Origin of the sequence: Burkholderia puraquae, from assembly GCF_002099195.1 — a bacterium.
In the GTDB taxonomy this organism is placed as follows: Bacteria; Pseudomonadota; Gammaproteobacteria; order Burkholderiales; family Burkholderiaceae; genus Burkholderia; species Burkholderia puraquae.
This window is the reverse complement of sequence record NZ_NBYX01000002.1, coordinates 222,302-244,994: the sequence shown is the minus strand read 5'-3', so window position 1 is coordinate 244,994 and position 22,693 is coordinate 222,302. Positions and strand designations below refer to the sequence as shown.

Here is a 22,693-nt window from a genome sequence, read left to right as displayed (position 1 = left end):
GTCAGGTTATTGCTCGTTGCGCAGCAGGCGGCGCAACTGGAACACGATGTAGACGAGCATGATCGCGAACAGCACGACCGCGATCGACGCGGAATAGCCGAGCCGGTAGTACTTGATCGCCTGGTCGTACATGTAATACGCGAGCACGGTCGAACTCTCGAACGGGCCGCCGCTCGTCATCACCGAGATCAGGTCGAAGCTGCGCAGCGCGCCGATCACCGTGACGACGATCGCCATGAAGGTGGTCGGCCGCAGTTGCGGCAGCACCACGTGCCACAGCAGCGCGAATCCGCGCGCGCCTTCCATCCGTGCGGCTTCGATCTGTTCGGGGTTGAGCGACGTGAGGCCGGTGAGGTACAGGATCATGCAGTACGCGGTTTGCGGCCATAGCGCGGCAAACACGATGCCGAACGTCGCATAGCGCGCGTCGCCGAGCACCGGGATGCCGTGCCCGGCGATCAGCGCGAGCAGCCCGAACGTCGGATCGTAGAACCACGAGAAGATCAGGCCGACGACCACGCCGGACAGCACGAACGGCGCGAAGAACAGCGACTTCACGAGCCGGATGCCACCGACCGCCTGGTTCAGGTACAACGCGAGCGCGAGGCCGAGCGGTGGCGCGAGCATGAACAGCACGAGCCAGATCACGTTGTTGCGCAGCGCCGTGTAGAACGTCGGCGCATGCAGCAGTTCGACGTAGTTCGCGAGACCGACGAAGGTGCGCTCGGTCATCCCGTCCCAGTTGTACAGGCTCAGCCACAGCGTCGACAGGATCGGCCAGATCACATAGACGGCAACCATGGCGCAGGCCGGCGCGAGAAAGAGCCACGCGGCGCGCCGTTGCCGCCGTACCGCGGGCGACGGGCGGCGCGCGGGCGCCACGGCGGCGGATGGCCCGCGCGGCGGCGGCGCAGTGGCAGCGGGCGGGGTGGACGTGATCGGACTGGACACGGCAAGCCTCCTGAACGGGCTCGGCGGCGCGGGCCGCCGGTTGGGTCACGCGGTCACTTCTTGTAGATGCGCTTGCGGGTCTGTTCGAGTTGCGCGAGCACCGTATCGAGCTGCGCGGGATTCGCGAGGAACTGCTGCATGCCCTTCATCCCTTCGTCGGCCATTTCCTTCGTCATGTCGCGGTCGTAGAACTGCGCGACGCCGCCCTTCGTGTCGGCGAGGATCCGGAAGCCGATACGCGAGATCGGATCGGCCGGCTCGGGCGACTTGCTGTTGGCCGACAGCGAGCCGAGGCCTTCCGCGAGCTTCGCACCCATCTCGGGTGTCTCGACGAACGCGAGGAACGTGTGTGCGTCGGCCTTGTTCTTCGCCTTCGTCGGGATGTGCAGCGATTCGACCGGGCCGTCCTCGGCGGTCGGCACCTTCGGGTCGATGATCGGGAAGCGGTAGTAGCCCATCTCCTGCTTCACGTTCGGCGGGAAGCCTGCCGCGATGAAGGTGCCCATCAGCATCATCGCGGCCTTGCCCTGGAACAGGAACGGCTGCGCGCCGTCGAGATCGTAGGACAGCGCATTGTCGATGAAGTAGCCCGCATCGATCAGCGATTTCCACGTCGTGTAGACCTTCTTCACGCGCGGGTCGGTGTACGGCACGTCGCCGGCCATCAGTTGCTGGTGGAACGCGTTGCCGTTCACGCGCAGGTCGAGATAGTCGAACCAGCCGGCGAGGGTCCACGCGTCGCGGCCGCCGATCGCGATCGGCGTGATGCCGGCCGCCTTCAGCTTCTTGCACGCATCGAGAAACTGGTCCCACGTCTTCGGCTCGTCGGCGATGCCGACCTTGCGGAACAGGTCCTTGCGGTAGAACAGCCCCCACGAGTAGTAGACGGTCGGCGCCGCGTACTGCTTGCCGTTGTACGACGATGCATCGCGCGTCGACGCGTACATCGCGCCCCAGCCGTTTTTCGTCCAGTCGCCGCTCAGGTCCTCGAACAGCCCGCGCTTCGCGTAGTACGCCATCCGCTCGCCCGCGTGCCAGTTCACGACGTCGGGCGCGACGGTCGTGAGCCATGCGGGGAGCTGCACCTTGTACGCCTCTTCGTCGACGAAGGTCGCCTTCACGTCGATGTCGGGATGCGCCTTGCGGAACGCGTCGAGCGTCGACTGCCAGACCGCGCGCTGGCTGGCGCCCTTGAACGCGATGTTGATCGTCAGCGTGCCGGCATCGGCGGGCGCCGTCATGCCGAGCGATGCGAGTGCGACAGCGGCGGCCGTGGCGAGCCGGGCGGCGACGCGAAGGGGGCGATGTGTCATGTATGTCTCCAGTCCTGGGTGTCGTTGTGCGTGACCGGCGCGTCGTGGCGCCGGTGGCGGTTGCTACGAACGGCTGCGGTACACGGCAACGTCTTGCGGTTCCACCCGCGCAGTGCCGAGCACGAACGCGGACGGCGGCACTGCGTCGATCGTGTGCGGCGTGTCGCCATAGTTGAACACGTAGGTCAGGCCGCCGCGCCGGCTCACGCGCACGCCGTCGCCGAGCGGCGTCGGCGCGAGACCGGCTTCGGCCGCGATATCGGCGAACAGCCGGATGGTGGTCGCGTCGTCGAACAGCGCGGCCCAGTAGTGCAGCGCGCCGTGCGACACGCAGGCCGGGTGACCGTCGGCGAAGCGCGCCTGCACGACGCTGCGCGTGTCGTCGTGCAGTTCGACGAAGTCGCGCCAGTGGCGCGCATCGCCCGCGAGCGGCGAACCGTCGCGCAGCGTGCCATCGATTCGCTCGGTCACGTTCGGCCGCAGCGATTCGACGCGCCACACGCGCACCGGCAGGATCGACGCCAGCGGGCCGGGCGGCAGCGTCGGCGGAATCTGCAGGTCGACGGTCTTCGAGCCGGTGCGCGGCCCGAACACGGCATGCGCACCCGAGGCCGCGAGTCGTGCGGCGAAATCGTCCGGCACGACGGGCAGCGGCGGGACGACAACGAGGCGGTAGCCGTCCAGCGGCGCGTGCGCCGAAACGATGTCGACGTCGAGGCCGAGCGAGCGCAGTGCCGAGTAGTACTCGAACGCGAAGCGCGGGTAATGGAAATCGGCGCCCTGCGGCTGTACTTCGAACAGCCACTTTGCCTCGTAGTCGAACACGAGCGCGACGGGTGCACGCACCGTACCGTTCGCGTCGGCATCCGCGCCGGCGTCGAGCACGGCGGCGATTTCCTGGGCGACACGCTGTGCTTCGCGCCCGCCTTCGTCGAGCTGGTTGTCGGGCGTGTTCAGGCCCGCATGCATCTGCTCCTGTGCGAACGGCGCCTGCCGCCAGCGGAAGTACGACACGCAGCCGGCGCCGTGCGCGAATGCTTCCCAGCTCCACAGGCGCACCATGCCCGGCAGCGGCGCGGGGTTCCATTGCGCCCAGTTCACGGGGCCCGGCTGCTGCTCCATCACCCAGAACGGCAGTTTCGACATGCCGCGATAGAGGTCGTGGTTGAACGACGCGAAATCGGGATGACCGGTGCGCAGCCAGCGCGCCTTCACGTCGGGCGCGAACCATTGCTCCTCGAGCGCGCCGAGCGGATAGCTGTCCCAGGTCGCGATGTCGAGGTCGCGTGCCACCTCGTAATGGTCGAACTCGGTGAACAGCTGCATGAAGTTGTGCGCGACGGGGCGGCCCGGCGAATGCGCGCGGATCACGTCGACCTGCATCCGGTGATAACGCGCGACTTCGTCCGACGCGAAGCGCCGGTAGTCGAGGCGATGCGACGGGTGGGCCTCGGTCACGGTGCCGACGGGCGCGTCGACCTCGTCGAAATGGCGATACTCCATGCTCCAGAACACGGTGCCCCACGCGCGGTTGAGCGCGTCGATCGTGCCGTAGCGCGCCTTCAGCCATGCACGGAAGCGCACGAGCGCGGCCGGCGAGTAGCTGACGACGGTCTGGTGGCAACCGAGCTCGTTGTCGGTCTGCCAGTAGCGCACGGCCGGGTGGCGGCCGTAGCGCTCGGCGACCGCCGTGCAGATCTGGCGCGACGCTTCGAGATAGGTCGGCGACGAGAAGTCGTAGTGGCGGCGCGAGCCGAACGCGCGCGGCCGGCCGTCCGCGCCGATCGCAAGGATGTCGGGATGAAGGTCGACCAGCCATTTCGGCGGCGTCGCGGTGGGCGTGCACATCACGATCTCGAGGCCGGCCGTGCCGAGCACGTCGACCGCGCGATCGAGCCAGCCCCAGTCGTATTCGCCCGGCGACGGCTCGATACGGCTCCACGCGAATTCGGCGATCCGCACCTGCTCGATGCCGAGCGCTTTCATCCGGCGGGCATCGTCGGCCCACATCGTTTCCGGCCAGTGTTCCGGGTAGTAGCAGACTCCGAGGCGCATGCCCGATCCTTATGCGTAGTGGTGAACGTGGACGTCGGCGCACGCGGGCACCGCGCGGCCGTCTTCAGTGAAGAGATGGCAGGCCGCGGCCGGCGCATGCACGAGCACGCGTTCGCCGCTGCGCACCTGCGCGTCGCCGGGCACCTTCGCGATGAGCGAGCTGCCGCCGGGCTGGTCGAGGTGCACGTAGGTCTGTTCGCCGAGGCGCTCGACGAGCGCGACATCGCGCGCGAGCGCCGTGGCGTCGTGCGCGGCGCCGAGCGTCAGGTGTTCAGGGCGAATGCCGAGCGTCACGGCGGCGCCGGCGCCGAGTGCCGAACCGTCGCGCGGCAGCACGAAGGTCTCGCCGGACGGCGCGAGCGAGACGGTCGTGCGATGCGCATCGCAGGCGGTCACGACGGCCGGCAGGAAGTTCATCCGCGGCGAACCGATGAAGCCCGCGACGAAGCGGCTGGCCGGGTGGTGGTAGAGGTCGAGCGGCGCGCCGACCTGCGCGATGCTGCCGTGCTGCGCGGTGTCGGCGCCGGCATGCAGCAGCACGATCTTGTCGGCGAGCGTCATCGCTTCGGTCTGGTCGTGCGTCACGTAGACGACGCTCGCGCGTTCGAACTGCCGGTGCAGCCGCGCGATCTCGATGCGGGTCTGGCCGCGCAGCGCGGCGTCGAGATTCGACAGCGGCTCGTCGAACAGGAACACGCCGGGCTCGCGCACGATCGCGCGGCCGATCGCGACGCGCTGCCGCTGCCCGCCCGACAGCGCCTTCGGCTTGCGATCGAGCAGCGTGTCGAGCTGCAGGATGCGCGCGGCATCGCGCACCTTCCGGTCGATCTCGGCTTTCGGCATGCGCGCGAGCTTCAACCCGAACGCCATGTTCTCGTAGACCGTCATGTGCGGAAACAGCGCGTAGCTCTGGAACACCATCGCGACGCCGCGCTCGGCGGCCGGCACGTCGTCGACGCGGCGGCCGTCGATCGACAGCTCGCCCGCGCTGAGATCCTCGAGCCCGGCGATCATGCGCAGCAACGTCGACTTGCCGCATCCGGACGGCCCGAGGAACACGCAGAACTCGTGCGCGCCGATCTCCAGATCGACGTCGCGAATGACCGGCGCGTGATCGCCATAGGCTTTCTGCACGCGTCGCATCGAGATGCTCGCCATTGTCTCCGCTCCATGTTCTAATGCGCTTTCATCAGTGATTAAGCGCTTAATCATCGCGATCAAAAAAAGAGGCGATGCGATCGCGGCCGAGTCGCGCCCGTTGGTCGGGCGGCAGGGTGTGCGGCGATAGTGCGCCGCTTCGGTAAGCGAAGCAAATATTGGATAAGCGTCTCATATAGTGAGCAAGCGATGGCAACCCTGGATGAAGTGGCCCACCGTGCCGGCGTGACGGCAGCGACCGTGTCGAACGTGCTGCGCGGCCGCGGCCGGGTGGGCGAGGCGACCCGTGCGCGGGTGCTGGAGGCCGTGGAGGCGCTCGGGTATCGGCCGCATCTCGCCGCGCGGGCGCTGGCGGAAGGGCGCGCGCCGACGGTCGCGCTGATGGTGTCGAGCATCGCGAACCCGTTTTATCCGGAGTTCGCGCTGGCAGTCGAGCGCGCAGTGCGGCGCAACGGGCAGTTCCTGATCGTCTGCAATACGAACGAAGATCCGTTGCAGGGGCGTGCGTATCTCGACCAGATCGCCGGCACGATCTCCGAAGGGATTCTCGTGACCAACGCGAACCTGCATTTGCCTGATCTGCTCGACGTGGCGGCGCGCGGCGTGCCGGTCGTGCTGTGCCTGTGGGAGCGGCCCGAGGCGCCACCCGACGGATTGCCGTGCGTGGCGATCGATTTCCGCGAGGCAGGGCGGATTGCGACGCGGCATCTGATCGAGCTCGGCCATCGCGAGATCGGCGCGATCGTCGGCGGGTCGGCAAACGGCGTGCAGGCGGCGCGCTATGACGGCTTCGTCGACGTGATGCACGAAGCCGGGCTCGATGCGTCGATCGTCACGGCCGAACCGGATTCGATCGAAGGCGGCGTGCGTGCGGCGGGGCGGTTGCTGGATGCACATCCGCAACTGACTGCGTTGGTCGCGACCAACGACCTGCCGGCGATCGGCGCGATGCATGCGGCAGCCGATCGCGGCAGGCGCGTGCCGGATGACCTGTCGATCGTCGGGATCACCGATATTCACCTGGCCAGCGACACGCGGCCCACGCTGACGACCGTCGCGATCCCGACCGCCGAGGCCGCCGGGCTCGCGGTCGAGTTGCTGAACGCGTTGCGCGAGGCGGGCGGACAGATCGACGATGCGTCGCGCGTGCGGATGGCGTCGGTGCCGCGGCTGGTGGTGCGGGGGACGACCGCGCCGGCAGGCAACCGCGCGACGCACGGTGCCGCGCGATCGCGGCACACCTGATGCCGAGGGCAGGCCGCATGCCGGCCATGTGCCCATGGGGGCTTCATTGGTAGAATCCGCATCCGTAGACGGCCCGCCGCAGGCCGCGCACGATACCCCTGCGGCTATGCCGCGCCGATGTGGCGGTGGTTCGCGATGGACCATGCGCGTTTGCGCGAGGGTGCGATAGCGGGTCGAGCGCTGTGACCGATCTCGACCACCATCGTCAAATGATGACCGCGCCCGACGGCCGACCTTGTCCGTCACGGCGTCCGACCCAACACGTGAATGAAGAAAATCGTCAAGACAGGTGCGGCAACGACTACCGGCACTGCGCGCGCCCGCCGGCCGACGCAGGCGGAACGCAGCCAGGCGACGCGTGAACGCGTGATCACCGCCGCGATCTCGCTGCTTTACAAGGAAGGCTATTCGGGCGCGACGACGCTCGCGATCCGGCGCGAAGCCGGCGTCAGCATGGGCGCGCTGCAGCATCAGTTTCCGACCAAGGCGGAGCTGATGGCCGCGGTTCAGGAGCGCCTCACCGGCGATCGCTTCGCGCAGTTCAAGCGCGCGGCACATGGTGCGACAACACCGCTGGAGCGGATCGACCGGATGCTCGACGTCGCCGGCGCGCTCATCGGCACGCCGTTGTTCGCCGCCAGCATGGAGATCCAGCTGGCGCGGCGAGCGGACAAGGAGCTCGACGACGCGGTCGTGCGCATCCTCGAGCCGTTCGACGACGGCTTTCGCGCATTGACGGACGATGTCGTCGCGGGTTTCGACCACGCGACCGCACAGACGATCAGGCAATTGCAGTTGCTGGGCGGATCGATGATCCGCGGGCTGACCATCGACGTCGTGACAGGCGGCGAGCCTGCGGTCGCGCGCGCCGCATTCGCGCTCTGGCGCGACATCGCGCTTCGGCAAATCGAGGCCCTCACGCAACGTCCCGCGGCGGCGGAATCGAAGGGCGCCAAGCGCCGCGCGCCGCGCTGAGACTCCCTGGCGATTCCGGCCGCTGTCCGGCCGGCGCCGCATGCCGTGACAATACCTGGATCACCGAGCGATCCGGGTGCGCGACGCATTGCACCGACCCCGAACCACATTTCGAGACATCGCTCGGTTCGCTTCGTTGACAAGCAATATGTCCTACTTGTATGTTGCAACGCATGCGAGTTCGAGGCCGCGCCGTTTGCTGACGGCAACGCGTCGAGCCGATGGATGCGCTATCCGACCCGACCCCGGACCCCTTGTCGACATGATCCGAGCAATCCGCCTGTACCGAACCGCTGGCTGCGCCGTCGCGATCCTGATGCTGTCCGCATGCGCGAACACGAAATCGAATGCCGTCGATGCCGATGCATCCCATCGCCGGGATACCGGCGCCACTGGATCGTGCTGAACGAACCGAACAGTCTCGCGCTGCGCGGTTACGGAATGGGCGTGCATGCACCGGGCCTGCGTTCGCCGGAAGGCGTATTCGCGGCGATGCACCACCAGAACCTGGCCCAGGGCCTCGCGTTCCAGGCGCTGCGCGCCAACCTGCGCGATGCACGGATCGGCACGACGATCAACCTTCAACCGATCCGTCCGGCCGGCCCGCGCGACGAAGACCGCAAGGCGGCCGGCCTCGTCGACATGCTGTGGAATCGAGCGTTCCTTGATCCGCTGTACGGACACGGTTACCCCGAGCCGCTCGACCATTCGCTCGCCAGCCTTGTCCAGCCCGGCGACATGGACGTCATCGCCGCGAAGCCGGATTTCCTCGGGATGAACTACTACTCACGCATCTACGTGCGAGCCAATCCGTCGGTGCCGTTCGGCGTCGAGCAAGCCGAGCCGCCGGCCGATCTGCCACGCACCGCGTATTTCCAGGTCGAGCCGGACGGGATGACCGAGATGCTGCTGCGCCTGCATCGCGACTACGGCGCACCGGAGATCTACATCACCGAAACCGGGTTCGCGCCGACCGTGCTGTCGCTGGCGAGCGTGCCGATTCCGTCCTACATGCAGGGCCAGGCGTTTCTCGGGCCGGCACGGGCACCCACGCCGCGCCGATACGTGTTCGCCGCGCGCGACCGGATGGACAGCGAATACGACCGCGTGCGGATGGTGCGCGATCAGCGCTTCCGCTATCTGTACAACTACATGCCGGAGAGGCCGTACTACCAGCCGATCCGGTTCCGCGAAAGCATGCCGATGATGCGCGACATCCTGCGGCTGAAGGATGAAGGCAAACTGCCGCCGGTCACCGCAGCGTGGTTCGGCCCGAAACCGGTCGAGGAACTGTATGACGCCGATCGTGATCCGTGGGAACTGCACAACCTCGCGAACGACCCGCGCTATCGCGCGAAGCTCGACGAACTTCGCGCCGCATTCCACACCTGGACCGACCGTTACGGCGACATGGGCGGCATCCCGGAGCCCGAGATGATCTCGCGGATGTGGCTCGGTGGCGCCGCGCCGCCGGCCACGGCGATGCCGGAAATCCGGCCGGCACCGGGCGGCGTGACGATCGCATGCGCGACCCGCGGCGCGTCGATCGGCTACTGGATCGAGCGGCGCGACGATCCGGCGCCCCGACTCACGCACACCGTACTGAGCTGGGACTTCGAACGGCTCGCCGGCGAAATGCTGCCGCCGAAGCTCGGGGCGCGCTTCGCCCACCTCGGCGATCAGCGGCCCGCGCCGCAAGCCTGGTCCGTGTACGACGCGGGGCGCGTGATTCCGTTGAGCCCCGGCGACACGCTGCACGTCAACGCGATGCGGATCGGCTATACGGCCGCGAAGCTCGCCTACCCGTTCCCGCAGACGGAAGCGCGCCGCTAGCGCGCTTGCCGAACGCGTGACGGCCGGCCCGCACGGATCGCCGCGATGCGATCCCGTGAGCCGGCCGACGCTGTCGCATCGACCAGGACTCAAGCACTGGCGATGCTTGAAAAATAAGCATAACGAATATATGGATGGAGACACATGAAGCGAATCATCGTGGTTTCGGCGTTGGCATGCGTGGCCGCCAATGCCGTCGCGCAATCGAGCGTGACATTGTTCGGCTATGTCGGCGGCGGCGTGCGCTGGACCGACGGCGTGAAGGGGGGGAGCCAGGTCGGCTTCGACAACAACGCGATATCGGGCAACCTCTTCGGACTGAAGGGCGTCGAGGATCTCGGCGGAGGCGTGCAGGCGATCTTCATGCTGCAGAGCGGGTTCCTGACGGGAACGGGCGCGCTGTCGAAATCGCAGGGGCTGCTGTTCTCGCAGATGTCCTATGTCGGCTTGAGCGGCACGTTCGGCCGTGTCACGTTGGGGCGACAGCTGAATGCGGCCGAGGACATCGGCATCGCGCTCGACCCGAACGGCGGGCAAGGACAGTCGCTCGCGACGATTCCCGGCGTGGTGTGGGGCGGCAACTTCTTTACGAACGATTCGCGCTTCAACAACACGATCAAGTACGCCGGCACGTTCGGCGGCATGACCGTGCGCGGCAGCTACTCGCCCGGCGGAACGGCCGGCAACCAGCGCGCTGGCTCGAATGTCGCGGTTGGCACGAGCTACCGGTACCAGACGCTGCTGCTCGGGGCCGCGTATCAGACGACGTGGAATGCCGACGCATCGCAATGGGCGCGCACGATCATGGGCGGCGCGACCTGGCAGGTCGGCCCGGCCCGCCTGTACCTGAGCTACAGCGATCTCGCCGTCAGCGCCACGAAGGCCGGCGCGCCGGAACGGCGCGACCGGGTTCCGGCGGCCGGGATCGTCTACCAGATCACGCCGTTCCTGCAATTCTCCGGTGCGACCTATTGGGACTTCGGACAGAACCTGAAGAATGCCGCCGGCGCGGATGGCCGCAAGCTCACGTCGTACGCGATGTTGCAGTACTTCCTGTCGAAGCGGACGAGCCTGTATGCGGAGTTCGATCGCAACGGCTTCTCGGGTGCCTACAAGAAGGATCCGACCAACGTCGCGGGGCTGTCGTTGCGGCCGGACGGGCGCACGGTGACCGGCGTGTCGGTTGGCATGATCACCCAGTTCTGATGCGTGCGGCTTCAGCGGCCGGTACTTGATTCGTTTTCCATCCTATTGCGGAACTCAACCATGATCTATTCGAACCCCCGGGTTGTCCTGATGCTCGCCGCGCTGTTGCTGGCGCCGGCCGCGCCGGTGCTGGCGCAGCCGGCGGCGTCGCGCGCAGACGTGCCGGCCGTCGAGTCGGGAAGCGATGCCGGTGTCACCGGCGCCGCCGCAGCCAATCGCGATACGGCGCGGGCCAGACGGAAATCGAACCGGCTGCTCGTCAAGCGTGTGGCCGCGGTACTCGCGCGCACGCGCGGGCTCGATTCGACCCGCATCCTGATTCGCGCGGGCGACGGCACGGTGACGCTGTCGGGCACCGTACCGGACAACGTGCAGATTCCGCTGGCCGTCAATGCCGCGCAACAGGTTGCCGGTGTGACGGCGGTCCGCAACCAGCTGCGTGTCGGAACACGTATCGAATAGCGTCGAGTGGCGCACGGGCCGGCGTTCGCGGGCATATGCACCGCGCGCCGGCGTCAGCCGCCTTCGACGAGCCGCATCACGATGCTTCTCGCCGTCTCGAGATGCGCGATCGTCATCGAGCGTGCCGCACGCGCATTGCGCTCGCGGCATGCCTTCAGGATTTCTTCATGTTCGACCTGGAACGACGGCGTGTCGGCGAGCAGCGTGGTCTGCAGGCGCTCGTAACGTTCGACCTGGCTGCGCAGCTCCGCGATCGACTTCAACTGCCGCGCATTGCCGCAGCATGAATACAGCAACGCGTGGAATTCGCGGTTCAGCTCGCCCTGCCTGCGCGGCACGGTCGCATCGCCGAGCAGGCGATGCACGAGTTCGGCGCGCGCCAGCGTTTCGTCGTCGAGCCGCTTCACGCTCCGGTAGATCGCGTCGCCTTCGAGCAGCACGCGCAGGTCGTAGATTTCCTGCACGTCGGTCACACTCAGCATCCGCACGACCGCGCCGCGATTCCTGAAGATATTCAGCAAGCCTTCGCGTTCCAGCCGCTGGATCGCCTCGCGCATCGGAATCCGGCTGATGCCGAACCGCTCGGCCAGGTCGCGCTCGACGAGCCGTTCGCCGGCCGAAAGCTCGCCGTTGATGATCATGTCGCGCAGCGATGCGGCGACGGCGTCCGCCGTGGAGTCGAGTTTGGCTTCCATGCCTGCGTGTTTCGTCAATTTGGGATAATGGTATACCAAACGGCAATCCGGTGCCACAATGACGGCCACGGGCGGGTGCTGCAAAACGGCATCCGGCACGGTCGAGGCAACCGACATCAATGGAGAGCGAGATGGCATCAGGCGAACACACGTATCGCGTCGCAGTGGAGTGGACGGGCAATCGCGGCACCGGCACGTCGGGATATCGCGAGTACGGGCGCGATCATGTGATCCGTGCCGGATCGAAGCCGGATATTCCCGGTTCGTCGGACGCTGCGTTCCGCGGCGATGCCGCGCGCTGGAATCCCGAGGACCTTCTGGTCGCGTCGGCATCGGCGTGCCACAAGCTCTGGTATCTGCACCTGTGCGCCGAGGCGGGCATTCGCGTGCTCGGCTATGTCGACAGCGCGGAAGGCACGATGGTCGACAGCGCCGAGGAAGGCCGCTTCACCGAAATCGTGCTGCGCCCGCACGTGACCATTCTGGCGGGCGACGATCGTGAGAAGGCGACGCATCTGCATCACGATGCGCATGCGAAGTGCTATATCGCGAACTCGGTCAATTTTCCGATCCGCTGCGAGCCGGTGATCGAGTTTGCGGCTGCGTGATGCCGATGCCCGCCAAACGAAATCGACGATGAAGCTTTTCTACTCCCCCAGCAATGTCAGCATGGCGCAGCACTTCGTGCTTGAAGAAATCGGCTAGCCGTTCGAGCTCGAGTACATCGACCGCGTGCACGACCGGCACAAGTCACCGGACAATCTTGCGCTGAATCCGAACTTATTCCGGTGCTGGTCGATGGCGACCTCGTGCTGTACGAAACAGCCGCGATCTGCCTGCATCTCGCCGATACGCATCCTGAGCAGCGCCTCGCGCCCGACCTCTGCACGCCGGAACGGGCGCAGTGGTTATCTACCGCAGTGACTCGCGCGCCCGGCGATCCAGCTCACAATGGAATTCGATTCGCCGTTGTTCTGGAGTGTGTAACAGGTGGATACACGAAAGATCCGCGTGAAATCGATCTGGTCTGGCCGACGGATTCTTTGAGAAACCGATTGGGGATGTCCGAGTCCGCGTCAATCGGACGAGACTGAAATTCGAAATTTGTGGTTCTCCGTCAACGGCGTGGCAATATTTGACAGTCATTTTTCGATGTTTCAGTAAGCTCGCGTTCAATAATCAAACGAACGGACGCGGGCCGCGTCGACCAGAATGAATAAGAATACGCACCGCCTGGTGTTTTCCAGGCTTCGGGGTATGGTGGTGGCCGTCGCGGAGACAGCGACAGCTGAAGGGAAACCCGCAACAGGCGAAGCACGCGCGCAGCGGCGGTCGTCGACGTCCGGCGCTCGCGCCGTGATGGCGGGCGTCGCCGCACTCGGTATGCTACCCACCCTGTCCGATGCACAGATCATCCCGACGCCCGGCACCAGCACGCAGGTGATCCAGACGCCGAATGGCTTGCCCCAAGTCAACGTGGCCAAGCCTTCGGGGGCCGGCGTATCGGTCAACACCTACAACCAGTTCGATGTCCAAAAGGCTGGCGCGATCCTGAACAACTCGGCCACGATGGTTCAGACGCAGCAGGCGGGCTGGATCAACGGCAACCCGAACTACGGAGCCGGGCAGGCCGCACGGATCATCGTCAACCAGGTCAACAGCCCGAACCCCTCTCAAATTCGCGGCGCCGTGGAGATCGCAGGCGCTCGCGCGGAGCTGGTCATCGCTAACCCGTCCGGGATTTTCGTGGACGGCGGAACGTTCCTGAATACCAGTCGCGCGACCTTGACGACCGGCGTGCCGTACTACGGCGCCGACGGTTCGCTCGCTGGATACAACGTCAACCGCGGGCTCGTGACCGTCTCAGGTGCCGGCTTGAATGCAACCGGTACCGATCAGGTGGACCTTATTGCCCGCGCGGTACAGGTGAACGCGGCGGTCTACGCGAAGAACCTGAACGTAATCGCCGGTACGAATCAGGTTAATCACAACACGCTTGCCGCGACGCCGATCGCCGGTGACGGTCCTGCCCCCGCTGTCGCAATTGACGTGGCTCAGTTAGGCGGCATGTATGCCAATAGGATGTTTTTGGTTGGTAACTCCGCAGGCGTTGGTGTCGCGAACGCTGGGACGATCGCGGCGCAGGCTGGCGATTTGATGCTGCAATCGGACGGCCGGCTCGTGCTCACGGGCAAGACCACGGCAAGCGGCAATATGGCGCTGTCGGCCGCGGGCGGCATCCAAAATATCGGCACCACGTATGCGCAGCAATCGCTGTCGGCCAACGCCGCGGCCGATTTGACGAACAGTGGGACGCTCGCGGCGCAGCAGAACACGACGGTGAATGCCAGCACCATCAATTCGACCGGTACGCTCGGCGCGGGCGTGAACAACGACGGTTCCGTCACGCACAGCGGCGACCTGAACCTGACGGCGTCGGGCCAGCTGACGGCGATCGGCCAGAATGTCGCAGGTGGCAATGCGTCGCTGACAGGCGCCAACGTGAATTTCGCCGGCAGCCAGACGGCGGCGAACGGCAATCTGTCGCTGAATGCGACGGCCGGCGACGTGAACCTGTCGAACGCGACGACGAGCGCGCAAGGTGCCATTCAGGCGAACGCATCGGGCACCGTGATCAACGATCACGGTAACCTGTCGAGCGGCGGCGGCACGACGCTGACCGGCGGGGCCCTCTCGAACCAGAGTGGCAAGGTTTCGTCGCAGGGGCCGCTATCAGTCAACGTGGTTGGCCAGATCGCCAACCAGTCCGGCGAACTGGTATCCGAGAGCACGGCGGACGTGCGTGGCGGCGCGATCGCGAACAACCAGGGCACCCTTCAAAGCGCGGCCGGCATGACGGTGGCCGGTGCGTCACTCGATAACACCGCGGGTCGGATCACGTCGCTCAACGGCGACGGCCTGTCGGTGACAACGAGTGACCAGTTGACCAATGCCGCAGGGACGACTGCGAACGGTGCACAAGGCGGTGTGATCGGAGGCAACGGCGATGTTTCGGTCCGCGGCGCAAACGTTGTCAACCATGGCGCGATCACATCCAACACGAATCTTCACGTTTCGGGCCAGTCGGTCGATAACGGTAGCGGAACCCTGCAGGCCGCGCAGAACGTTGCGGTCGACGCCGGCACGCATCTGACGAACAACGGCGGATCAATCGTCGGCCAGACGGCCACTGTCAGCGCCACGACGCTCGACAACAGCGCCGGCACCGTGCAGGCGGGCCAGGTGTCGTTGAATGCGACGGATCTCGTGAATCACGGCGGCACGATCACGCAGACCGGGGCCGGGGCGATGAGCGTGAACGTGTCGGGCACGCTCGACAACTCGAACAGCGGCACGCTGCAAACCAACAGTACCGACCTGACGCTCGCCCCTGCCGTACTCGTCAACGACGGCGGCACGATCACCCATGCCGGCAACGGCGCACTGACGCTTGGCGGTGGTACGGGTTTGGTGTCGAACGTGGGTGGTTCCATTGCGAGCAACGGGCGCGTCGTCGCGCAAACCGGCACACTAAACAACACGGCGGGCTCGATCAACGCGCAGAACGGACTGACGGCAACTGTCGGCGGCACGCTGAACAACGCGCGCGGCAAGCTGTTGTCGAACACGGATCTGAGTGTCACCAGCGGTACGCTAGCGAACGACGGCGGTCAGATCGGTGCTGGCGCGAACGCGGCGATCCACACCGGCTCGATGACGAACCAGGGCGGCTCTATCGTCGCGCCGAACCTGTCGGTCACCGCCGATTCGACGCTCGACAACAGTGGCGGCAAGCTCGAGGCCAATCAGCTTGCGCTGACGGCTGCAAACCTCGTGAACCACGGCGGTACGATCACCCAGTACGGCTCGTCGGCAATGGGCATGAACGTCAGCGGCATGCTCGACAACTCGGCCGCCGGTGTGATCCAGACCAACAGTACGGATCTGACGCTCACGCCGGCCGAGCTGAACAACGCGGGCGGCACCATTACACACGCCGGTGCGGGTACGCTGACGATCGCACCGGGCAATGGAGCCAGCGCGTTGAACAATGCGTCGGGCACCATCGTGACGAAGGGGCAAGCCATCGTCAACGCGGCTACCTGGAACAACGCCGGCGGTATTCTCGCGGCGCAGCGCGGCATCAACGCGACCATTGCCGGCGACGTTAACAACGCGCAGGGTCTGCTGCGATCGGACGCGTCGCTGTCCTTGACGAACGGCGGTGCGCTTTCGAACCATGGCGGGCATGTCCAGGCCGGGCAGTCGACTGCGGGCGACAACAGCACGCTCGCCATTCAATCGGCCTCGATCGACAACGCGGACGGCGCCATCGTTGACCTCGGCGCGGGCAAGATGACGGTGCAAGGCGGCAGCCAGATCACGAACAGCCACGCTGGCGGCGTCGTATCCGGAATGGGTGCGATCACCGGCAACGGCGACGTGACGATCGGTGCAGCGTCGATCAGCAACACGCAGGGCGGCCAGCTCAGCGGTGCATCGCTGCATGTTCAAAGCAACACGTTGGACAACAGCGGCGGCACCATCGGCAACGTCACCAAGTCGAACGGCGACGTGAACGTCACGACCACCGGCGCGATCACGAACACGAACGGCCAGATCAGCTCGACTCACGACCTGTCGGTCGCGGCGGCCACGCTGCAGGGCGGAGGCACATATAGCGCGACGCATGACGCCGACGTGAGCCTGCAGGGCGATTACACGGCAGCGGCCGACACACAGTTCAACGTCGGTCACGATCTCGCCTTCACGTTGCCCGGCACCTTCACGAACAACGCGAACCTGCAGTCAGTCAACAACCTGAGCGTCAACGCGGGCAACATCGTCAACGTGGGCGCCCTGACTGCCGGCGGCCTGCTGCACACGCAATCGGCCAACCTGACGAATACGGGCGCACTCGTGGGCGCCAGCGCTTCGCTCAACGCGACGAATACGATCTCGAACCTCGGGGCGACGGCGCTGATCGGTGCATCGGACAGCAACGGTACGCTGGAAATTCTCGCGCACGACATCGAAAACCGCGACGACACGACCGCGGCAGATTCGATGGCGACGACGGCCATCTTCGGCATGGGCAAGGTCGTGCTGGCTGGTGGCAAGGACGCAAGCGGCAACTACACGAACGCGGCGCTCGTCAACAACGTGTCGGCCCTGATCCAGTCGGGCGGCGACATGGAACTGCACGCGGACAAGGTGACGAGCACGCGCCGCGCGATGAAGACGTCTACCAGCCAGATCGATCCTGTATCGCTCGCGCAGTTCGGCATTCCGATCAGCGGTCGCACGGGCCAGATCGGCGTGAAGGATCCGGACAGCATCGGCGGCGTCTACACCGAGCCGCCTCATGGCGGTCAATGGAACAGCACGTATCAGTTCACGACCTACTACGCGGACAGCGCGACGGCGACGACCGTGACGGACATCAGCCCGGCCGCGCAAATCGTGTCGGGCGGCAAGATCGATGCGTCGTCGGTCGGCACGCTGCAAAACTACTGGAGCAACATCGCGGCGGTCGGCGACATCAAGATGCCGGCCTACTACGACGCCGACGGCTGGGCGGCGTCCGGCCAGAAGCTGCCGGGCGTGTCGGTTTCCTACTCGGGCCAATATCACTACAACAACTACGACAACTCGGAACACGACTGGCAGTTGCCGTTCGGCAACGCGCCGTTCGTGACGGGACGCCCGGGCGGCTATACCCAGGCGGCACCGGCATCGATCAAGGATTACAAGCTGCCGAAATACGACTCGACGTTGAGTTCGAACGGCACGATTTCCGGCACGGGCGTCAGCGTCAACAACACGGCGGGCAACGCATCGATTCCGTCGCTCGGCCTGCTGCCGGGGCAGTCGGTGCCGGGTTTCACCCCCACCAACCTGAGCGGCAACGCGAGCGGCGCGAAATCGGGTGCGTCGGCCGTGCACGGTGGCCCGTCGGCGCCGGTCGATCCGATCATCGCCAGTGCAACGGCGCTGAACATCCTGAACAACCTCACCATTCCGCAAGGCGGCTTGTTCAAGCCGACGACTGCGCCGAATGCGAGCTACGTGATCGAAACGAATCCGGCGTTCACGAACCAGAAGAATTTCATTTCGAGCGACTACTTCTTCGGTCAGCTCGGCGTCGACCTCACGCATATCCCGAAGCGGCTCGGCGACGGTTTCTACGAGCAGCAGCTCGTGCGCAACGAAGTCACCGCGCTGACGGGCAAGGCCGTGATCGGGCCGTACGCAGACCTGCAGACCATGTATCAATCGCTGATGGCGGCCGGCGCGGATCTGTCGAAGTCGCTCGATCTACCGATCGGCGCGAGCCTGTCGGCCGATCAGGTGTCGAAGCTGACCAGCAACGTGGTCATGATGGAAACACGGGTGGTCGACGGTCAGTCGGTGCTCGTGCCGGTCGTCTATCTCGCGAAGGCCAGCCAGCAGAATATCGACGGCCCGTTGATCAGTGCGACGAACATCGATTTCCAGAATGCACAGTCGTTCACGAATAGCGGAACGATCAAGGCGGAAAACACGCTGGCGATTCAGGGCAAGCAGATCGACAACGCATTCGGCGCGCTGCAAAGCGGTGGGCAGATGTCATTGAAGACCGAGAACGACATCGACCTGACGTCGGCCAACGTGAAGGCCGGCAGCCTGCAACTCGACGCCGGGAAGGACCTGATTCTCGATACGGCGACGAAGACGAACACGCGCGTGAGCCGCGACGGTGCGACGAGCGTGGTGACGACGCTCGGGCCGACCGCCAAGCTGGATGTCGCGGGTGATGCGTTGATCGTCACCGGCGGCAACTTCCAACAGAACGCGGGCAACCTGTCGGTTGGCGGCAACCTCGGGATGAACGTTGGCGGCAACTGGGATCTCGGTGCGGTCCAGACGGGCGAGCACAAGATCGTGCAGCGGGCCAATGGCGTGTCGAATACCGACATCAACAAGGTTAGCGGCAGCTCGGTGACGGTTGGTGGGCAATCGTTGATTGCCGTCGGCGGAGACCTGACCGCCAAGGGCGCGCAGATCGACCTCGGCCAGGGTGGCACGATCGCTGCCAAGGGCGCTGTGACGTTCGGCGCGGCAAGCACGACATCGACGGTGAACAGCAACAGTTCGGGCAGCGACAGTCACGGCAGCTACGCGGAGACGCTGCACACGTCCGATCAGGCGCTGACCGGGACGACGCTCAAGGGCGGCGATACGGTCAATATTGTGTCGGGCAAGGATATAACGCTCTCCGGTAGCACGATCAGCCTCGATAAGGGCAACGCGAACCTGCTTGCGGCCGGCGATGTGAACGTCGGCGCGGCAACCGAGACACATGAACTCAACTCGCACGAAACGCACAGCCACAGCAATGTCGTAAGCGGCGTGAAGGTTGCGAGCGGGATCGACCAGACGATGACGCTCAATCGCGGCAGTCTGGTATCGGCGGACGGCGTGAACATTGTCAGCGGAAAGGACGTCAATGTTGGAGGCAGCACCATCGTCGGAACGAACGACGTGACGCTTACGGCCGCACGCAACGTGACGGTGACGACGTCGCAGGATACCTTGCAGTCGTCGAGCTACTACGACAAGAAGGAATCCGGGTTGATGTCGGGCGGCGGACTGTCGGTGTCGGTGGGCAGCAGTTCGCTGAAGACGACCAGTCAGACGAACGAGGTGTCGAACAACGCCAGCACGATCGGCTCGCTGAAGGGTAACCTCAGCATCACGGCTGGCAATGATTTGCACGTGACGGGCAGCGACCTCATCGCCGCGAAGAATCTCAGCGGGACAGGCGCGAACGTGACGATCGACGCGGCGCAGGACAAGAACCACCGCGGCGAAACGCAGGAAGTGTCGAAAAGCGGCCTGACGTTGGCACTGAAGGCACCGGTGATCGACGCGGTGTCGAATGCCGTTGGTCAATCGCGCGCGTCCGGCAATAGCCAGGATGGTCGCGCGGCAGCGCTCCACGGAATGGCGGCGGCCAGCGCGGCGTGGGATGCGAACATGGCCGCGGGCGATGTGGTCCGGGCGCTGGGGGCGGGCGAAACGCCTCAGTTCAAGGTCGAAGTCAGCGTTGGCAGCAGTCATAGCAAGAGCGCGTTCTCCGAAGACAGCGTGACGAATCGCGGCTCCAGCGTCACTGCGGGCGGAACGGCGGCGTTTGCGGCAACGGGGAACGGACAGCCGGGTAGCGGGAATGTGACGATCGCCGGCTCGAACGTGAACGCGAATGATGTGATTTTGGCGGCGAAGAATCAGGTCAATATCGTCAATACGACGGACACCGACTCGACGCGCAGCACGAATGAGTCGAAGAGCGCGAGCGTGGGTGTGTCGGTCGGCACGGGCGGGTTCGGTGTTTCCGCGGCGATGTCGCAGGCCAACGGCGACGGCAACAGCGATCTGGCCACGCAAAACAATAACCATGTACACGCAGCAAACAATGTGACGATCATCTCGGGCGGCGATACGAACATCATCGGCTCGAACGTGAAGGGCAATCAGGTGAACGCCGACGTGGGCGGGAATCTGAACATCGTCAGCGTGCAGGACACGCTGACGAGCGCGGCACATCAGTCGAGTTCGGGTGGCGGCTTCAGCGTCAGTCAGGGCGGCGCCAGTGCGAGCTTCAGCCAGAGCAAGGGCAACGCGTCGGGCAGCTATGCGGGCGTCAATGAACAGGCCGGGATTCACGCGGGCGATGGCGGTTTCAATATCAACGTCACCGGCAATACCGACCTGAAGGGCGGATTCATCGCAAGTCAAGCGGACGCGTCGAAGAATTCGCTGACGACGGGTTCGCTGTCCTTCTCGGACATCCAGAACCAGTCGCGCTACGATGCGAGCTCGAGCGGCTTCAGTGCCGGCGCGACGACCGGCGACGGCGGGATGAACTACAGCACGCACGGCAGCACGTCGGGCAAGAATGCGGGGGGCGCCGCGCCCATGCTTGGTCAGAACGACAGCGGCAGTGATAGCGCGACGACGAAGAGCGGTGTCAGTGCAGGGACGGTGACGATCACGGATTCGGCAAACCAGAAGCAGGACGTGGCCAGCTTGAACCGCGATACGACGAACACGAACGGCACGGTCGCCAAACTTCCGGACATGCAGAACCTGCTGGCCAACCAGTCGGACATGATGGCCGCGGCCAGCGCGGCTGGCGAAGCCGTGTCGCGCCGGATTGGGGACTATGCTGACGAGATGAAACGGCAAGCCCAGAAGAATGGCGACCAGGCAGGCGTTGACGCCTGGAAGGAGGGCGGAGCGAACCGCGCACTGATGCAAGGTGCCGGCGCGGCGCTGGTGACGGGATTGGCGGGCGGCAATGCGGTCGGCGGCGCAGCCGGTGCGGCGATTGCGTCGATCGCGTCAGGCAAGCTGAACGAGCTGAGTAGCGCGGTCGCAGGCAGCGATCCGACCGGTAACGCCAATATGAATCAGGCGCTGGGCAATATCGTGGCGAATGCGCTTGCGACGGGGGCTGGGGCGGCTGTGGGTGGAGAGTCTGGCGCGTTCTCTGGGTATAACGTTGATCGGTTCAATCGGCAGTTGCATCCGGAAGAAAAGCAGGTCATCAAGGATTTAGCGAATGGCGACCCGACCAAACAACATAAATTGGAGGCCGCCGGATGTGCACTGGTTCGGTGTTCAGCCGAATATGCCGTAGGTACGTCGGAATACAACCAGTATGTGGCATTAGAGCAAGAGGGACGTGGTTATGTTGCTGAGCAAGCGCAATTGAAGAACTACGCGACTACTTTCCTCTCGGCTGGGTCGTATGGCGGCATGGTAAAGCAGGTGGCCTCGGGCAACTTGTTTCAATACAGTAGTCAAGATGCCCAAGCTGATTTCGCGACCCTTCAATCGGGGCTGTCTGCAAGGCGAACCGGATCATTTGATTACTTATCTGTGCAAGGCTCAGCATTAGGTTTGGGCGGGTCTCTTACAATAAACCTCCACAACGGGAACACATATCTTTCGGTTGGTGGTGCAGTGCCGGTAGTGCCTGGTATATCTCTTGCCACCGGGATGGTTGCATCAAACGCAGGGTTGCCTACAAGTCAGAGAGGGAGCAATACTGATAACTTCCTCAGCGGCGCATCGATTGGGGCTGGTGCATGTATGTTCGGCGTTTGCGCCGGAGTCAATCATGCAATTGGCGGCGATACTGCCTTTGAAATCGGTATTGGTGCTGGAGGTGTAACAAAAGTCCCTGGTGTGGGTGGTGCTTTAGGGGTTGGGTACGGGGGGCAAATAGGCAAGGTTCAATAATGGAAGGTGGCCGTTGATGAAGTTACTCAAAGCTTTGATTATCGGTTTTTTGGTGCTGGGGGCGATGTATGTTTTTTTTGCTAAAGTTCTGGTTAATAGCCCTACGGATACCGCTGAAAAATACCGAAAAATGAAATCTGATATGGATTGGATTGTCGGGCGGGGTGGAATGACTGTCTTTTCCAAAGATAATGAACGAGGCAGCGCTGTGCTTATTATTAGGAGTATTGATGCTCGTTCAGTGGATGAGCGGCTGTTGAACGCTTACAGAGATGCGTTTATTTCACGAGGATGGAATGTTGTTGGCTCAAATGAAAAAGAAATATCGTTTTGTAAGGATGGAGGGCGCGCCGCGCTGAGTCTTGTCCCAGAATGGTTTCCTGAGAGGCAGATTGATATCTATGGCCTGTCAATGGAATATAATTCCGGAACAGTAATGAATTGCAGGCGATGAAGTCCTGGTGGTGACTATCTCATCACTCGGCAGCGCCAGATTGGTAGACGAAATTG

Annotated in this window: 14 protein-coding genes; 9 read left to right on the top strand and 5 right to left on the bottom strand. The window is 64.6% G+C overall.

The features are described 5' to 3' along the window. Positions 1–6: 6 nt before the first annotated feature. The 4 genes from B7G54_RS05485 to B7G54_RS05470 form a co-directional block, all read right to left on the bottom strand. Positions 7–951, bottom strand: coding sequence for a carbohydrate ABC transporter permease (locus B7G54_RS05485; RefSeq protein ID WP_085038155.1), 945 nt, complete (start codon positions 949–951; stop codon positions 7–9). A gap of 53 nt (positions 952–1,004) precedes the next feature. Next, complete coding sequence (locus tag B7G54_RS05480) at positions 1,005–2,264, bottom strand: ABC transporter substrate-binding protein (RefSeq protein WP_085038154.1); 1,260 nt, start codon at positions 2,262–2,264, stop codon at positions 1,005–1,007. A 63-nt stretch (positions 2,265–2,327) separates the two neighbouring features. Next, positions 2,328–4,319 carry a beta-galactosidase gene (locus tag B7G54_RS05475; protein ID WP_085038153.1) on the bottom strand — a complete coding sequence of 664 codons (1,992 nt, stop codon included), beginning with the start codon at positions 4,317–4,319 and terminating at the stop codon, positions 2,328–2,330. Positions 4,320–4,328: 9 nt separating this feature from the next. Continuing rightward, positions 4,329–5,477 carry an ABC transporter ATP-binding protein gene (locus tag B7G54_RS05470; RefSeq protein ID WP_085038152.1) on the bottom strand — a complete coding sequence of 383 codons (1,149 nt, stop codon included), beginning with the start codon at positions 5,475–5,477 and terminating at the stop codon, positions 4,329–4,331. Between the two features lie 189 nt (positions 5,478–5,666). Here B7G54_RS05470 and B7G54_RS05465 point away from each other — a divergent pair, with 189 nt between their 5' ends. The 5 genes from B7G54_RS05465 (at position 5,667) to B7G54_RS05445 (ending at position 11,198) form a co-directional block, all read left to right on the top strand. Next, complete coding sequence (locus tag B7G54_RS05465) at positions 5,667–6,722, top strand: LacI family DNA-binding transcriptional regulator (protein ID WP_085038151.1); 1,056 nt, start codon at positions 5,667–5,669, stop codon at positions 6,720–6,722. 267 nt (positions 6,723–6,989) lie between these two features. After that, a complete protein-coding gene (locus B7G54_RS05460; RefSeq protein ID WP_085038150.1) occupies positions 6,990–7,697 on the top strand; it encodes a TetR/AcrR family transcriptional regulator in 708 nt (235 codons plus the stop codon). 399 nt (positions 7,698–8,096) lie between these two features. After that, positions 8,097–9,530: a family 1 glycosylhydrolase gene (locus B7G54_RS39530; protein ID WP_244289255.1), complete on the top strand. Its 1,434-nt coding sequence runs from the start codon at positions 8,097–8,099 to the stop codon at positions 9,528–9,530. Between the two features lie 144 nt (positions 9,531–9,674). Then, the gene (locus tag B7G54_RS05450; protein WP_085038149.1) at positions 9,675–10,736 is read left to right on the top strand and encodes a porin; all 1,062 of its coding nucleotides are present in this window, start codon (positions 9,675–9,677) and stop codon (positions 10,734–10,736) included. A gap of 60 nt (positions 10,737–10,796) precedes the next feature. Beyond that, positions 10,797–11,198 (top strand): BON domain-containing protein, encoded by a 402-nt coding sequence (locus B7G54_RS05445; RefSeq protein ID WP_244289254.1) that lies wholly within the window; start codon positions 10,797–10,799, stop codon positions 11,196–11,198. Positions 11,199–11,251: 53 nt separating this feature from the next. Here B7G54_RS05445 and B7G54_RS05440 read toward each other — a convergent pair whose 3' ends face one another. Then, positions 11,252–11,893 (bottom strand): GntR family transcriptional regulator, encoded by a 642-nt coding sequence (locus B7G54_RS05440; protein ID WP_085038148.1) that lies wholly within the window; start codon positions 11,891–11,893, stop codon positions 11,252–11,254. 131 nt (positions 11,894–12,024) lie between these two features. On the opposite strand from B7G54_RS05440, the gene B7G54_RS05435 reads away from it, so the two are divergent. The 4 genes from B7G54_RS05435 (at position 12,025) to B7G54_RS38515 (ending at position 22,637) form a co-directional block, all read left to right on the top strand. Then, positions 12,025–12,501 (top strand): OsmC family protein, encoded by a 477-nt coding sequence (locus B7G54_RS05435; protein ID WP_085038147.1) that lies wholly within the window; start codon positions 12,025–12,027, stop codon positions 12,499–12,501. A 180-nt stretch (positions 12,502–12,681) separates the two neighbouring features. Further along, positions 12,682–12,987 (top strand): hypothetical protein, encoded by a 306-nt coding sequence (locus B7G54_RS40200; protein WP_425266453.1) that lies wholly within the window; start codon positions 12,682–12,684, stop codon positions 12,985–12,987. 118 nt (positions 12,988–13,105) lie between these two features. Next, on the top strand, positions 13,106–22,183 hold the full coding sequence (locus B7G54_RS05425) for a contact-dependent inhibition toxin BcpA (RefSeq protein WP_085038146.1): 9,078 nt from the start codon (positions 13,106–13,108) through the stop codon (positions 22,181–22,183). A gap of 16 nt (positions 22,184–22,199) precedes the next feature. After that, complete coding sequence (locus B7G54_RS38515) at positions 22,200–22,637, top strand: hypothetical protein (protein WP_133059141.1); 438 nt, start codon at positions 22,200–22,202, stop codon at positions 22,635–22,637. The last annotated feature ends 56 nt before the right edge of the window (positions 22,638–22,693 follow it).

Coding starts and splice junctions, on each gene's coding strand:
- B7G54_RS05480 (WP_085038154.1), bottom strand. CDS start 2,264: ATGACACATCGCCCCCTTCGCGTCGCCGCCCGGCTCGCCACGGCCGCC.
- B7G54_RS05475 (WP_085038153.1), bottom strand. CDS start 4,319: ATGCGCCTCGGAGTCTGCTACTACCCGGAACACTGGCCGGAAACGATG.
- B7G54_RS05470 (WP_085038152.1), bottom strand. CDS start 5,477: ATGGCGAGCATCTCGATGCGACGCGTGCAGAAAGCCTATGGCGATCAC.
- B7G54_RS05465 (WP_085038151.1), top strand. CDS start 5,667: ATGGCAACCCTGGATGAAGTGGCCCACCGTGCCGGCGTGACGGCAGCG.
- B7G54_RS05460 (WP_085038150.1), top strand. CDS start 6,990: ATGAAGAAAATCGTCAAGACAGGTGCGGCAACGACTACCGGCACTGCG.
- B7G54_RS05450 (WP_085038149.1), top strand. CDS start 9,675: ATGAAGCGAATCATCGTGGTTTCGGCGTTGGCATGCGTGGCCGCCAAT.
- B7G54_RS05445 (WP_244289254.1), top strand. CDS start 10,797: ATGATCTATTCGAACCCCCGGGTTGTCCTGATGCTCGCCGCGCTGTTG.
- B7G54_RS05440 (WP_085038148.1), bottom strand. CDS start 11,893: ATGGAAGCCAAACTCGACTCCACGGCGGACGCCGTCGCCGCATCGCTG.
- B7G54_RS05435 (WP_085038147.1), top strand. CDS start 12,025: ATGGCATCAGGCGAACACACGTATCGCGTCGCAGTGGAGTGGACGGGC.
- B7G54_RS05425 (WP_085038146.1), top strand. CDS start 13,106: ATGAATAAGAATACGCACCGCCTGGTGTTTTCCAGGCTTCGGGGTATG.
- B7G54_RS38515 (WP_133059141.1), top strand. CDS start 22,200: ATGAAGTTACTCAAAGCTTTGATTATCGGTTTTTTGGTGCTGGGGGCG.